The 14,541-nt window shown below is 43.7% G+C and carries 15 protein-coding genes; 5 read left to right on the forward strand and 10 right to left on the reverse strand.

The features are described from left to right. Positions 1-59: 59 nt before the first annotated feature. The 4 genes from AC6H04_RS04375 to arsA all read right to left on the reverse strand — a co-directional run bounded on the left by AC6H04_RS04375 (position 60) and on the right by arsA (position 5,736). Complete coding sequence (locus tag AC6H04_RS04375) at positions 60-2,519, reverse strand: phosphoketolase family protein (protein ID WP_497570537.1); 2,460 nt, start codon at positions 2,517-2,519, stop codon at positions 60-62. A 400-nt stretch (positions 2,520-2,919) separates the two neighbouring features. Then, positions 2,920-3,528, reverse strand: coding sequence for a PepSY domain-containing protein (locus AC6H04_RS04380; RefSeq protein WP_497570538.1), 609 nt, complete (start codon positions 3,526-3,528; stop codon positions 2,920-2,922). A 132-nt stretch (positions 3,529-3,660) separates the two neighbouring features. Then, on the reverse strand, positions 3,661-3,987 hold the full coding sequence (gene arsD / locus AC6H04_RS04385) for an arsenite efflux transporter metallochaperone ArsD (RefSeq protein WP_497570539.1): 327 nt from the start codon (positions 3,985-3,987) through the stop codon (positions 3,661-3,663). Positions 3,988-4,005: 18 nt separating this feature from the next. Next, a complete protein-coding gene (arsA, locus tag AC6H04_RS04390; protein WP_497570540.1) occupies positions 4,006-5,736 on the reverse strand; it encodes an arsenical pump-driving ATPase in 1,731 nt (576 codons plus the stop codon). A 262-nt stretch (positions 5,737-5,998) separates the two neighbouring features. Between arsA and AC6H04_RS04395 the strand changes: the two genes are divergently transcribed. From AC6H04_RS04395 to AC6H04_RS04415, 5 genes are all read left to right on the forward strand, one after another. Continuing rightward, positions 5,999-6,616 (forward strand): hypothetical protein, encoded by a 618-nt coding sequence (locus AC6H04_RS04395; RefSeq protein ID WP_497570541.1) that lies wholly within the window; start codon positions 5,999-6,001, stop codon positions 6,614-6,616. A 171-nt stretch (positions 6,617-6,787) separates the two neighbouring features. Continuing rightward, positions 6,788-7,345, forward strand: coding sequence for an alkaline shock response membrane anchor protein AmaP (gene amaP / locus AC6H04_RS04400; RefSeq protein WP_497570542.1), 558 nt, complete (start codon positions 6,788-6,790; stop codon positions 7,343-7,345). Positions 7,346-7,359: 14 nt separating this feature from the next. Next, positions 7,360-7,545 (forward strand): DUF2273 domain-containing protein, encoded by a 186-nt coding sequence (locus AC6H04_RS04405; protein ID WP_497570543.1) that lies wholly within the window; start codon positions 7,360-7,362, stop codon positions 7,543-7,545. 23 nt (positions 7,546-7,568) lie between these two features. Then, positions 7,569-8,111: an Asp23/Gls24 family envelope stress response protein gene (locus AC6H04_RS04410; protein ID WP_497570544.1), complete on the forward strand. Its 543-nt coding sequence runs from the start codon at positions 7,569-7,571 to the stop codon at positions 8,109-8,111. A 333-nt stretch (positions 8,112-8,444) separates the two neighbouring features. Next, the gene (locus AC6H04_RS04415) at positions 8,445-9,227 is read left to right on the forward strand and encodes a (S)-acetoin forming diacetyl reductase (protein ID WP_497570545.1); all 783 of its coding nucleotides are present in this window, start codon (positions 8,445-8,447) and stop codon (positions 9,225-9,227) included. A gap of 89 nt (positions 9,228-9,316) precedes the next feature. Here the strand turns inward: AC6H04_RS04415 and larD are convergent, their stop codons facing one another. The 6 genes from larD to AC6H04_RS04445 form a co-directional block, all read right to left on the reverse strand. After that, the gene (larD, locus tag AC6H04_RS04420) at positions 9,317-10,027 is read right to left on the reverse strand and encodes a D/L-lactic acid transporter LarD (protein ID WP_497570546.1); all 711 of its coding nucleotides are present in this window, start codon (positions 10,025-10,027) and stop codon (positions 9,317-9,319) included. Positions 10,028-10,152: 125 nt separating this feature from the next. Further along, entirely contained in the window at positions 10,153-10,389 is a 237-nt protein-coding gene (locus AC6H04_RS04425; RefSeq protein WP_497570547.1) for a hypothetical protein, read from the reverse strand. Positions 10,390-10,775: 386 nt separating this feature from the next. Next, a complete protein-coding gene (locus AC6H04_RS04430) occupies positions 10,776-11,465 on the reverse strand; it encodes a 2,3-diphosphoglycerate-dependent phosphoglycerate mutase (protein WP_497570548.1) in 690 nt (229 codons plus the stop codon). A 163-nt stretch (positions 11,466-11,628) separates the two neighbouring features. Then, positions 11,629-12,240 (reverse strand): signal peptidase I, encoded by a 612-nt coding sequence (lepB, locus tag AC6H04_RS04435; RefSeq protein ID WP_497570549.1) that lies wholly within the window; start codon positions 12,238-12,240, stop codon positions 11,629-11,631. A 36-nt stretch (positions 12,241-12,276) separates the two neighbouring features. After that, complete coding sequence (locus AC6H04_RS04440) at positions 12,277-13,356, reverse strand: AI-2E family transporter (RefSeq protein WP_497570550.1); 1,080 nt, start codon at positions 13,354-13,356, stop codon at positions 12,277-12,279. Positions 13,357-13,419: 63 nt separating this feature from the next. Beyond that, entirely contained in the window at positions 13,420-14,313 is an 894-nt protein-coding gene (locus AC6H04_RS04445; protein WP_497570551.1) for a hypothetical protein, read from the reverse strand. Positions 14,314-14,541: the final 228 nt, after the last annotated feature.

Raw genomic sequence — 14,541 nt, forward strand, 5'->3', positions numbered from 1 at the left:
GCACCAACTCGTAATTGAGTTGGTGCTTTTTTAAATGTTCATGTTATCCGCTGAAGAAATTACTTCTTCAATGGAGTCCATTGCCATTTAGTAAATTCTTCAATGTCGCGACCTTCGTCACGAGTAACCTTGAAGTGTTTTGCTAAGATGTCATCCATCTTCTTGTCAAAGGCTTTACCGGCAGCTTCGTCGATAGCACCGTTAGCAATCAAGGTGTTAACAGCATCTTTAGCTTGGTTGAAACGATCAAGTTGTGAGTAAACACGCATGTCGTATGCAGTAGTGATGTCACCATCTTCACGGTAACCGTGGACGTGTGCACCAGTGTGTTGACGTTCGTAGAAGATTGATTCGATCAAGTCTTCGTAACCGTGGAAACCAAACAGAACTGGAGTCCCTGATTGACCGAATAATGATTCGAACTTGTCGTCTGACAATGAACGTTCTGCGTTCAGAGGGCCGTTCTTCTTTTGAAGACGTCCGAGTTCAACAACGTTGACATAACGCATCTTAACTGATGGGAATGCATCGTTGATCATATCGATAGCAGCCAAAGTTTCGATGGTTGGTTCAACACCGGCTGAAGCAAAGACGATATCAGCATCTTCGCCTTCAGCAACAGTTGAAGCCCAATCAATAGCCTTGATACCTTCAGTAGCTAATTCTTCAGCTTCGTCGATTGAGAACCATTGTTGACGAGGTTGCTTAGAAGCAACAATGTGGTTAACCTTTTGACGGTCACGGAAGGCACGGTCAAAGACAGCTAACAACGTGTTACCATCGGCTGGAAGATATTGACGGATAAAGTCAGACTTCTTTTCAGCCAAGTGGGTAAGCATACCTGGGTCTTGGTGGGTATAACCGTTGTGATCTTGTTGGAACACAGTTGAAGTTGAGATCAAGTTCAATGATGGATAATCATTGCGCCATGGTTCTGCAGCTGCTTGACGGATCCACTTGAAGTGTTGAGTCGTCATTGAGTCAACTACTCGTAAGAATGATTCGTAAGAAGCGAAGATACCTTGACGACCAGTCAGAGTGTAACCTTCAAGCCAGCCTTCAGCTTGGTGTTCTGACAATTGAGCATCTAAGATACGGCCTTCTGGGGCTTCGTATTGGTCATTAGGTTCCTTGACCTTGCTCATCCATTGACGGTTAGTCATGTCGAACATGCTCCAGAGACGGTTAGACATAGTTTCGTCAGGACCGAAGACACGGAATGAAGTTGGGTTCTTAGTAGCAACACCAGCAAAGAATGTTGACAGAACGTTCATATCCATGTTGCGGTTACCGTCTGGTAATAAAGTACCGCGGTTGTTTTCGTTGATGTCGTTAGCTAAACTCTTCCAGTCAGGTAAGTCAAGCATAGCTGGCTTTTCGCCACGGTGACGGCCACCGTTAGTAACAGGGTTAGCTGCCATACGCTTGTCGCCCTTAGGAGCAAAGTCAGCAACTTCGGCCTTCAATGAACCATCAGTGTTGAATAATTCTTCTGGCTTGTATGACTTCATCCAAGCTTCGAATTCTGGTAATTCAGCGAGGTTCTTTTGACTCAAGCCAAGTGGAACTTGGTGAGCACGGAATGAGTTTTCGATTGGTTCGCCAGCTGGGTTGTGTGTAGGACCGCCCCAACCTTTAGGCAAACGAGCAATAACAACAGGCCAAGCTGGAATAGTACCATCTTCGTACTTGCCGTTTTCGCGTGCGTCTTTTTGGATTTGTTGGATATCAGCAATAGCTTGATCAAATAACTTAGCAGCTTTTTCGTGGTAAGTCATGTAATCGTGGATATCATCGTTTTCAAGGAAACGAGGTGACCAGCCAAGACCTTCGAAGAACTTAGTGATGTTTTCATCACTCATCCGACTGAAGAGAGTTGGGTTGGAAATCTTGAAGCCGTTTAAGTCAAGAATTGGTAAAACGGCACCGTCGTTCTTAGGGTTCAAGAACTTGATTGAGTTCCAAGCAGTCATAGCAGGACCGGTTTCAACTTCACCATCACCAACAACAGTAAAGGCGATTTGGTCTGGGTTATCCAGAACGGCACCAGTTGCGTGTGAAAGTGAGTAACCAAGTTCGCCACCTTCATGAAGTGAGCCAGGAGTTTGAGCAGTCATGTGGGAACCAATTCCACCAGGGAATGAGAACCGCTTGTAAAGACGTGACATACCTTCAAGGTCCTGAGTAATTTCAGGGTAGGCGTCGGTGTAAGTACCGTCCAAGTATGAGTTAGTTACCATAACTTGGCCACCATGACCGGGACCACCAATATAGAACATGTTCAAACCGTACTTGTTGATCAAACGGTTGGCATGAGCGTACAGGAACGTTTGTCCTGAAATGGTACCCCAGTGACCAATTGGCTTAACTTTAACGTCGTCCGCTTGGATTGGTGTGTTAGTAACTGAGAACAATGGGTTGTTCTTCAGGAAAATCATCCCACCTGAAAGATAGGTTGTAGCGCGCCACCAGGCGTCAACTTTTTCCAAGTATGACTTGGAATCATAATCTACTGCCATGAAATTATACACTCCTTCATTTAAATAGCTTTACTTCTGACAACTAACGATAAATCGTTATGGTCCTTTTGCTTTATTAATAATACCAATTCTCAGAGAAAAGTCAACAACTTTTTAAATTGATACGGTCCAATTCATAAAAGTGTAAAAGATCTGGCATTTTCACGCTTAAAAAAAGTTTGAAACCAATTCGGCTTATCGTGCTTAAATCATACTATGGTTGGAAGAAATGTGGTAGTTAATTTTCAATTAATTCACCTTTTTCTTTCTTATTTGATTTTCAATCATCCTATCATTTTTTACAGCAGCCAATTCAATGTCCAATAACGCGCCTTATTTCACTTAATAAGCATCAAAAAAGGTCGCAGTCAATTGTCTGCGACCTCAATAACTTTAATAATTAATCATCATTCTCTATAGCTAATACTTTCCCAGTTTGTGCATTGAGCTTAACGTTGGTTTCCTGCCCCTGCTTTTCAAGTTGAACTTCCCAGTAAGTCTGTTCACTCTCTTTATCGATTGAAGCTTCCGTTGCCGTTTGCCCCTTCGCTTTTGACTGGGCAATCGTCACCGCTCGGCTTAAACTAATAAGATTATTCAAATCCAGTGCGTCCTGACGTTTTACGCCGTTGGCCTCATCCGCGTCCAGCCGCTCACTTCTCTTAGAAATGACCTTGCCGCTATTCGCATCTAATTTAAGGGTATATTCACGGCTATCATCGACACCCTCTATCTCATATTGAAACCGTCCTAGCTCGCGTTCCACTGAAAGATCGGTAATCTCTGATTTTGCAAAGGTTTGCTGATAGGTTTTGATAGCAGTGGCCACAGGCACTTTAACCTGACTCACATCATCGTGAGTCGTCGATTGACTGGCACTTTGAGAACTACTGCTTGATACACTGGATGACGACGTACTATCCTGATTAGACTGTGAACTGCTATTAGATCCACATCCCACCAGCATCAGTGACGCAAATGACACTGCAAGCGCAACTTTAAGGTTCATCGGTAATATCCCTCCTGTTAAATGGCAAAAAGGTTATCGGTTAACTTCATCAAATAAATCCTTACACTTTATTGTATCTGTAAAATTTGCGGAACTCAACGAATTCATACCGTAACTTGAATGCGTTTAAACTCATTGATTCACCTTTGTAGCAGAAACGCCAACGTACCCGTTGATTTCATCATTTGAGGGATAAGCACCCTTCTTTACAACAACACCATCGACCATGGTGATAGGCAGACAGTTCATGCCATCCGTTTTCAATAGCTCAGCCACTTGTTGATTCCGCACAAACGCGTTTGGGTTTTGTGCTAAATTACGGCGAACAATCATGGCCTGGTGACTATGATTCACCGATCGTGTGATAGCCGTTAAGCGAACCAGATTTTGATCCACACTAGGGCCGCATAACCCCGTGGGACAGCACAACGCAGGTTCAAAAATTTCAATTTTCTTCATGTTATTCACACCCTTTATTTAAACGGTTAAATTCACTTTTTCAAAATTAGGCTGCCATTTTTCAACGGCGTAATGCCCCTTAGAAACTGATTTAACTTTCTCAATCCACTGTGTTTCACTATTTGCGCGGGCCTGTAACACCGGATCAGTTGTCCGTGTTGCCAACAAACTTTGGTTAACGATCCACCACTTATGCGGCATTTTAGCCCGGTCTAAGTCGGTGTTTAACCGCAATGACTCATAGATTGGCGTTGTTTCGGGCAGTGTCACAGTGATAATTTCAGTCTGACTGGCATCCTGTAACCGCGGCAACAAGTCCAGCACGGATTGCGGCACTTCACCGGTAGTCCGTTTTACTTCTTCGGCATAGCTTTCAGTAGAATTCAATAACAACAACGTATGTCCAGTAGGTGCCGTATCGATGATGACCACGTCACTATCGTTTTGGGCGACAACTTCGGCAAATGCCCTGAATATCGCGATTTCCTGCGTACAAGGTGACCGCAAGTCCTCAGCAATGTAGTCAACGTCATCCGCCGACATGGTTTGTTTAGCTTTTGATAGCACTTCATTTTGATAAGTTTTTAACACCTGCCGTTCATCAATGTGCGTGACGGTAATTGCCGGATCATCAATTTGAAACAGTGACAGGTGGTCAGCCGGATCGGTGGTCGCGAGATGAACCGTTTTCTGGTGAGCAGCCAACTTTTTAGCTAATTGGACGGCAACCGTTGTTTTACCGACGCCGCCCTTACCCATGGTGAAGATGATTTTCTTGTTTGTCTTCAGTAAGTCCGCCACTACGCTATCGACTGACGGGAAATCAGCTTGAACTACTGGCTGCGCCTTAATAGCGGGCTGCTGATCCTGCAACAACGTTCGAATATTAGCCAACCCCATGATGTTGTACGCCCGAAGTGGAACTTCCGCCACGGGTAACTGCTTTAATTTTTCCGGCATGTTTTCCAAGTCTGCTTGCTGACGATCATAGATGTTCTGCGAAGGTTCATCGGTCGGTTCTTCAAGTACACCGTTAATAATCAGTTTTTGATTGGTCATCCCGATTTGAGCAAGCTCATCCGCAGCCCGTCTGGTTTCTACTAAGGAAGCACGCTGCGGTCTGGTGACTAACAATAGAGTGGTTAACATACCATCATTGAGTGTTGCCACTGCTTTTTCATAGGTGGCTTTTTGATCACCCAAGCCAGCAAGCTGTCCCAAGCAAGAAGCCCCCTCGTGATTTTGGTCCAGGTAGTTGCTCCAAGCAGAAGGCAGTTGCAGCATCCGTAACGCGTGCCCAGTGGGTGCCGTGTCGAAAATGATGTAGTCGTATTTTTGGTCAACGGTTGGATCAGTTAAGAATTTAGCGAATTCGTTGAACGATGCAATCTCAACCGTACACGAACCTGATAGCTGTTCTGACATATTTTGGATAGCCGCGTCTGGTAACACCCCACGGTACGGGCCAACCACACTTTCACGGTACTCATTAGCCGCAACGATGGGATCGAAATTGGCGGCGTCTAAACCAGGCACGCCAGGAATCGGCTGTGGTTGACTGGTCAGCTTAGTTTCAAACACGTCTTGCAAATTACTTGCCGGATCAGTCGAAACAATCATCACTTGTTTGCCAGCATCCGCCAACTGAACAGCCGTCGCCGTTGCCATGGTAGTTTTGCCGACACCCCCCTTGCCCGTAAAGAATAAATAGTGGGTCAAACCAGCTGTTGATGGGTTATATAATGTCAAAAAATCACCTCCAAATAGATATTGTAGAAAGCGCTTTCATTTAACTATTTTATTGTCTCCTGCATTTCACCTTTAGTATAGGGGGCAATTTGCTGAACGTCAAAAAGATCCCTTTGAGGAGGCCTAAAAATCAGACTAACAGCGGATATTGTCTTAATTTAGCTATAAACGATCGACTTAGTGGTACGGCCGACTGGATTGGTCTAAAATGGCGGCAAATTAAAGTTCATCCCTACCGTCATTTAGCAAGGAGGTACTTACCATGTTTAACTGGGAAACATTTGAACCCGCCGAATATCAGCGTTCAGAAACACCCTCACTGGTCGAATTAACCACTCGCAGTTACATTACCGCAGAGGGTCAGGCCCAAACTCACACCACAAATGACACGTTCGTTCTTTTAGCTGAAGCAGTCCACCAGATAGCTACAATCATCGCCAATAGCCAAAATATTGGGATCGAAGTAGCGGGTTTCAAAGAATACCGACCGTATCCGGTTCAGGCAGTTTGGACTGTGGGCGGTACTGGCGAAGCGTTCAAGATTTGGCTCAAGCAGCCACTATTTATCCACCAGGAAACCTTCGATGCTGCCAAAAAGTATGCCAACCTCGAGTCAGGGATTACAGACCAAATCCACTTCGAACAACTAGCTGAAGGCACCGAAATTCAGGCAACGGGCCACGGTGAAATCGGCCCTAAAGCTAAAACATTGCAGTCGCTCAACGCTGCTATTGAGGAAAACGGCTACCAGCGTACCCACCTTGATACCTACCGTGAATTGTATTTGGACGGCCTGCCGTTTTCAGAGAAAACTGACGTCTTATTCCGCTTAGCAATCGACCCGACCATTGGTAACCCGAGCGCCAGCGTCATTAACTAAAATTGGTTCAAAATAAGATTTTGTCTTAAAATACAACAAATTATTCTAAAAGTATCATTCAAGTTATAATATTAATAACTTATGAATTGCATAATAAATTTATGAGCATTCTTCTAGTAGTTACCTATCGCCACTTGTTATGATGGAATCAAATAGAAAGGTGGTGATAACTTGCAAACCTTAACTAAAACGGGACTTGCGATCCTGGTTATCCTCGCAATACCGTTGTCTTTAGGCTTGATGCTTCACAATTGGTCCGTAGTCGGTGAGCCGTTACACTTAGGCTTCATAGATTCTGGCACCATGCAGTCGATTAGTCAGAATTATCTTTTCTGGGGTGGCTTAGTTCTAGCCGTGATTTTGGTGACACTTCTCTTCGTCATTATCGCCTGGCCGAAAACTTTTCAGTTATACCGTACTCGTCACAATAACGGTCAGCTACGTATAACTAAAAAGGCCATTGATAATTTCACCCTTTCTTCACTACGACATGAACCGTTCATTAGCGAACCAAAAGTTACCACTAAACTTTCGCGTAAACGGCTCAAAATCAAAATTCATGGGACGTTGCGGTCATCCCCGAACGCAACATTGCAATCTAAACAGTTTGCAGAAAAACTAGAACAAGATCTCAAGCAACTGTTAGGCGTTGACCATGACCGCAAAATTGATATCCATTTAACGGATTTCAAGCGGAACCGGCAGTCTAATCACCCCCGCGTTGTATAAAGGAGGCGTTGCCCGTGCCTGAATTACTCAGACTTTACCGCTGGCCGATCATCGGTGGCGCCACCGGTTTAGTACTCGCACTGTTGTTACTCACGATTGGTTTCTGGAAGACATTGGTCCTGTTCATTTTAGTTGGACTCGGCATCGCCGCTGGACTTTACCTTTCACAGACTGGTCTGTTAGACGATTACTTTAAGTAACCCACGTTAAAGGAGGACATTTAATGCCAACCACAACACTCAACAAACCCGAAATGGAAAACACTAAGCCTGAAATCAAAGGTGAATTAACTTATGAAGACAAGGTATTGCAAAAAATTGTCGGTCTTTGTTTAGAGGATATCAAAGGCTTACTCAGTGTCGATGGCGGCTTCTTCGCAAACGTTGCTGACAAATTAGTCAATACGAACGATGTCACTTCTGGTGTCGATGTTGAAGTCGGCAAAAAACAAGTGGCTGTTGATTTAAATATCGTAGCCGAATACGGAATCGATATTCCCGAACTATACGATCAAATCAAACGGAAAATCGTTGAAAACGTTGATGATATGACTGGCCTAGACGTGATTGAAGTTAACGTAACAGTGACGGATGTCAAAACGCGGGCTGAACATGAACGTGACTCCGTTTCTGTACAGGATAAAGTTGGCGAACTTGGCGATAAGACCAAACACGCGGTGGGCAAAGGTGCGCACAAGACAAAAGCAGCCGTTTCATCTGGGGTCGATAAGGTAACACCAGACGACGAGCCTGCAAGAGTTCACTAGATAGATTAAAGGACAAGTTTATTTAGCCAAACTTGTCCTTTTACATATTGAAATTTTTTGAAATACGAAATAAATGACTTAAAAACGGCCAGACTGTAACTCAGCAGTCCTGGCGTTTTTAGTTCAAGTAACAATTTCGCCTGTAATTTCAAACATGCCATTAATAGAACTAATAAAACGAGTTGTGATTAGTCTTCATCTTTTGTAATTCGCGATTAACCAAACTTGATGATTTGTCGCTATCTCTAATTGAAAATGTAATCGTTTTCAAAATCCCGATAACTATGCTATTCTAGAGGTGTTGTGAAACAACAATTTTAGGAGGCGTTTCAAATGACAGAACTTAACGGTAAAGTTGCTTTTGTTACTGGTGGCGGACAAGGTATTGGTAAAGCCATTGTTAAGCGATTAGCTTCAGATGGATTCGCAGTGGCGGTTGCTGATTTAAATACTGACACCGCTGGTGAAGTTGCTAAAGAAGTTAACGACGGCGGTGGCAAAGCCATTGGTGTCAAGGTTGATGTTAGTGACCGTGACAGCTTCTTCGCAGCAGTAAAGGAAGCAGCTGAAAAATTAGGCGGCTTTGATGTTTTGGTTAACAACGCAGGCCTTGGCCCAACTACGCCAATCGATACGATTACACCAGAACAGTTCGACAAAGTTTACCACGTTAACGTTGCCGGTGATATTTGGGGCATTCAAGCTGCTCATGAACAGTTTAAGAAGAGTGGTAAGGGTGGTAAGATCATCAATGCCACCTCTCAAGCCGGTGTTGTTGGTAACCCTAATTTAGCCCTTTACAGTGGGACTAAGTTTGCCGTTCGTGGGATTACCCAAGTTGCTGCCCGTGACTTAGCCGAAGAAAACATTACGGTTAACGCCTACGCACCAGGGATTGTTAAGACCCCAATGATGTTTGATATCGCTCACCAAGTTGGGCAAAACGCTGGTAAAGATGACGAATGGGGTATGCAGACCTTCGCCAAGGATATCGCTTTGAAACGCTTATCCGAACCAGAAGACGTTGCCAACGCGGTTGCCTTCTTAGCCGGTCCTGATTCAAACTACATTACCGGACAAACCATCGAAGTTGATGGTGGGATGCAGTTCCACTAAACTCGCAATTTAATTTTATTTACAAACTAAAAAAAGGAAGCACAATTTCATTTGACGAAATTGTGCTTCCTTTTCATTTTAAATATACTTTAAATGCCTAAATAAAATTTCGCAAATAATGCTGCTGCAACTGCTCCGAAGAATGGTGCAATACCCGGCACGATCAACCCATATTGCCAGTCGCTGTCCGCCTTGTTCTTAATGGGCAAAATGGCGTGGGCAATCCGTGGACCAAGATCTCGAGCCTGGTTCATGGCGAACCCAGTAGGACCACCCAGTCCCATACCGATGGCCCAAACCACTAGACCAACACCAATCGGCACAATACCCGGAATATGAATCCGAGAAATTGCCAAAATAGAAGTTAAGAATAAGAACGTATCGAAGAATTCGACGAAGAAGTTCCGTGGTAAATTCCGGACTGCTGGTGACGTTGAGAAAATATTACGAATCGTCACTGGATCAACTTTGCCGTATGAATGTTTGAATGAATCAGCATACATCACGTATACGATCAACGCACCGACAACCCCACCGACCATTTGAAAAATAGCTGTTTCAATAAATGTAATGAAGGTCATGTTACCTAATAAAAACATGCAGAAAGCCATTGCTGGGTTGATCGTCACGTTACCAAAAATAAATAGTGCCACTGAAATACCAAATGCCCAAGTCGTGATTGCAAACAAGTGACCTGAACCATGATACTTTGTGTCGTTCAATACTGTATCAGCGTGGACACCCACCCCGAATAAAATCATTAGGGCTGTGCCCATAAACTCTGCCATTAATTGATGCATCTCTCTTATGCCATCCCAATCTTTAATTGTTTGTGTGTGACTGTACTAAGTTTTTTAACAAAAAAATACCTCTGAATTCGTTGACTGGCGAACTTCAGAGGTATTGCTAACTCTGTCGTTAATGACTACGCAACTGTATTATGATCGTTTAAAACATGTTGAAACGCAACCATGTCTTTACTAGGGTTAGCTTTAAATAATCCCTTGATATGAGTATTCTCATCCGTAACGACGACAAAGTACTCGCCGGCTTCTTCCTTTGACTTCTCAAAGGTTTCGTATTCACCCTTGAACCCGTTTTTTCTAAAAAGACCGATGATTTTTAACATTTCTCGTTGACTGACTTCTGTTTCGTTATTCAAAATTCTGTAACTCCCGTTCACTTATTTTCTATGCCATCATTATCCAGTATTGATGCAATTTAGCGCAGAAAAATGATCACTCACGGGACAGACGAAACGCCCGTTAGTGACCACTTTTTTGACTTATTTTATGTTATAAACGTGTTGCGTAGACCAGACCGCTGCATGTAAGGCACTTACAACACAAATCCCAAACCGGAATTTATGTCGCAAGTACCTTACACTCCGCGGTCTAAACGGTCTACTCCACACTCTGATTCTACATAGCCGAAACGTGTTCCAGCAGGCAGACAGCTGCACCTAAGCAACTTCCAACATAAATCCAAACCCGGGATTTTTGTTGAAAGTCGCTTAGGCTCCGCTATCTAACTGCCTGCTTCCACACTCTAGCCTAACTTACTCTTCCCCAATACCTTCAACTTCTCATCGAAGTCATAGATAACTGGTTGGCCAGTCTTCATTTCCAAGTTGATGATGTCATCATCTGAGATACCTTCAATGTACTTGCTCAAGGCACGCAATGAGTTACCATGGGCTGCAATGATGACATTCTTGCCATCCAACAACTTAGGTGCAACTTCATCTTCCCAGAAAGGCATAACCCGTTCCAAGGTAACCTTTAAGTTTTCGCCACCAGGCACGATGTTAGGGTCCAAGTTAGCATAACGACGGTCGTTAGCTGCTGATCCTTCATCATCTGCACTCAGCAATGGAGGCAAAACATCGTATGAACGACGCCAGATGTGGACTTGTTCGTCACCGAACTTTTCAGCTGCTTCAGCCTTGTTTTGGCCTTGCAAAGCACCGTAATGACGTTCGTTCAAACGCCAAGTCTTAGTTTCTGGAATCCAGAGTTGGTCTGAATATTCCAAAGCGTAGTGCAACGTCTTGATAGCACGTGTTAATACAGAAGTATAAGCATAGTCAAATTCAATGCCTGCTTCCTTGATTAACTTACCAGCGTTGATAGCTTGCTTAACACCTTCATCACTAAGGTCAACGTCAACCCAACCAGTAAATTGGTTAGACAAGTTCCATTCACTTTGACCGTGACGGATCAATACTAATTTAGCCATTAGTTCAATACCTCTTTCTTCTTTTAATTACCCAAACTATTTTACACCAAATCAACTGTAATTCCAGTCCCAATTCGCTTTTTACCTTAGGAAAGCGGGTCCAATCCTTTGATAGATTAAACCCGCTTAAAAAGATTAATTATTTGCAAAATGATTTGAACGCTTAATTCTGGTAGTCGTTAATGATTTTGTGGTTACTCTTCCAGAAACCGACTTTCACGACACCAACCAGTTTACTCTTTGGCACGAAGCCATATACCCGGCTGTCTTCGGAAACGCTCCGGTGATCCCCAAGCACGAAGTAACAATTCTTCGGTACTTTATTGATCCGATTATTACCGATGGCTAAACTCCACTTGTTACTCCAATCATTTTGACGCGCAGCAGAAACTAAGTTAAACCCGTTATTGTAACCGGAAAGCGTGCCCGCCTGCTGTTCGTACTTGGAAATGTAGTTTTGGGATTGATACTTACCATTGACGTACAGTTTGCCTGTTTTGCTATAACGAACCGTGTCACCTGGCATCCCAATAACCCGCTTCACGTAATTTTCCTTTGGTGCCGCGTTAGGATCAACGCCAGAAGCATCAAAAACGATCACTGAGTTGTGTTTTACTTTGGCCGTTTTAACCGCCACAACATGTTGGCCATTTTTTAAGTTAGGTTCCATCGACGCACCAGACACGTTGACGGGTACTAACCATAGAAACCGAATTCCAACAGCTAGCAGTAACCCGACCACAACAGGTATCAACCACGAGAGTGCTTTTTTCAAAATAAAACCTCCAATATGTTAATCAACATCCGCGCCTTAGTCATCTGACCGCCAGCGCTGACGCTGTTCCTTGATTTTCTTTTTTAATTCTGTTGGCGCTACGTACAGCCCATGAGCCTTTTTGACGCCCAAAATATCCAAGAAGAAAGTGAAGATTGGGACACTGACTATTAATCCCCAGATACCCCACATGGCTTCACCTGCCAATAATACCACGAAGGTATAGAAAATTGGCAGTTCGGTTTTACTGGACATCAGCTTCGGATTTAACACGTAAGCTTCAACGGCATGAACCACCAGCAGTAAAATTAAAATCGTCGCCACATCCTTGGCACCGCCAACCGCGTAACCCAGTATGCTGAGCGGAATCGCTGAAATGATGACCCCAGCTACTGGCACTAAACTGAAAATGAAGATCATAATGGCCACAGCTAATAACTGTGGAATGTGCAGAAAGGCAAGGCCGATAGTTGTGACTGCCGTATTGAACAGCGCAATTAAGAACTGGGCTTCTAGCACAACCCCAAAAGTATCCGCAAATTTGTGACCAAAGTAAGAGATATCCTGGAAAAACCAGCCGTAATCACTGCTTAGAAACAGTTTGGAGAAAGCTTCCATAGGTCTCAGTTCGATGGTATAGAAGAAACTGAGAATGATTGACAGAACAATCGTCACACCAAAGGAACCGATACTAGTGATATAGTCCACGATAACCTTTAAGCCGCCTCTAACCTGCGGCAAAATGTTGGATTTACCCAGCCAGTCTGACACTAGCTTCACCGTTTGATTGGTATCATTAGCCGAATTCTGATAGAAAGTGTAGATCGACTGAACACCCGAAATCACCTGAACAGTGATCTTAGGAATGTAAATAGTGATGGCAAAGTAAAGTCCGATGAGCAGTAAGGCATAAACCACGATGACGATGAGTTGATAAGGTATCTTGACATGGTGCTGAATACCCCTGATCAGCCTAATAATCAAAAACGTGAAGATGAAGGTCAGCAAGATTTTACTCATTTCAGATCTTACTAGCCACAATATTCCAATCAGAATGCCTAAAACGACCCATCGTCTTAGGACAACATTGTTAACAAATCGCTGATACAAACTCATAGCGTCCCTTCCCTCTTGTAGCTAACTTTAAATGGTCCCTGCTAACACACAAGGTCCATGGTGTTACTTATAATTCTTTTGTGCGTATGATTTAAATGAAATACCAGCTTTATTAGCAGCAATCAAACCGTTTCTAATATCCTGGTCTGAAAAACTGCCAGCAGGAACACCAATTGACGATAACGTCTTGCGGGCACTGGCAATTTGAGCAGCGGTAATCGTTTTACCATTAATTTCTGTCTGAGATTTTTTAACTGTAAATTCGTTAGACCCCTTATAGTTTTTAACGGCCTGCTTTTCAGTTTCTGTTAATCCAGCGGAACTGCTGGTACTGCTTGAAGCAGAGCTATCGGCACTTGAATCGACACTGGTATCAGCAGTACCGTCGCCGCCGTTCTTAATGGCTTTATTGTTGGTGCTACGCAAATCTACCGCTTTATTGTAGATATCGGTATAGTATGGTTCTTTAGCTGCAGCATCCTTGAAAATCCGATCCAAAGTGGCGTTGGATGCCTCATAAGACTGACCCTGGTTTTGAGTTAAAGCCTGATCATAAATATCCTGGAACGTTTCCGCTTTAAGCTGAACGGTCTTTAATAATGTCAGTGCTGTCTTGGCACGCTTGGCTAGTGTTGACATCCCCGTTTTGGCATTTTTAACCTTCGTATAATCTGACTTTGCGGTACTAAATTCATGATCAGTCATTGCTGACTCAGCTGACACAAAGTTCTGCGTTTGAGTCAGGTAGCCTTGTGCTTGTTTATCGTTGGTACGGTGACGCAATGCTTCTTGAAATGCTGATTCAGCAATAGAATAGTTCTTTTTGCTGACCGCTTGTTTACCAGTCATCATAGCCGTTGAATAAGCCTTTTGCGTTATATAATGACCCGTGAAAGCAACACCGCCGACAACGGCGATGATGACGACGGCCACGATGGTCCAGATCCACTTCTTCAATGTGATTCCCCCTACTTTAAGTATCTTATTTTTTATTATAACATGTTGCCAAGGTGTGAAACCAGGCGTTTAGAGACTGGAGCGTAAGACACTTCTGGCAGAAATTCCCGAATTTGGAATTTGTGACGGAAGGGACTTACGTGCAAGTCTCTGCCTGGTGAAGCCCGATTAAGCCAAGGTGTAGAACCAGGCGTTTAGAGAGCGGAGTGTAAGGGGCTTTCGGCAAAA

This window comes from Secundilactobacillus sp. MJ173, from assembly GCF_059704265.1.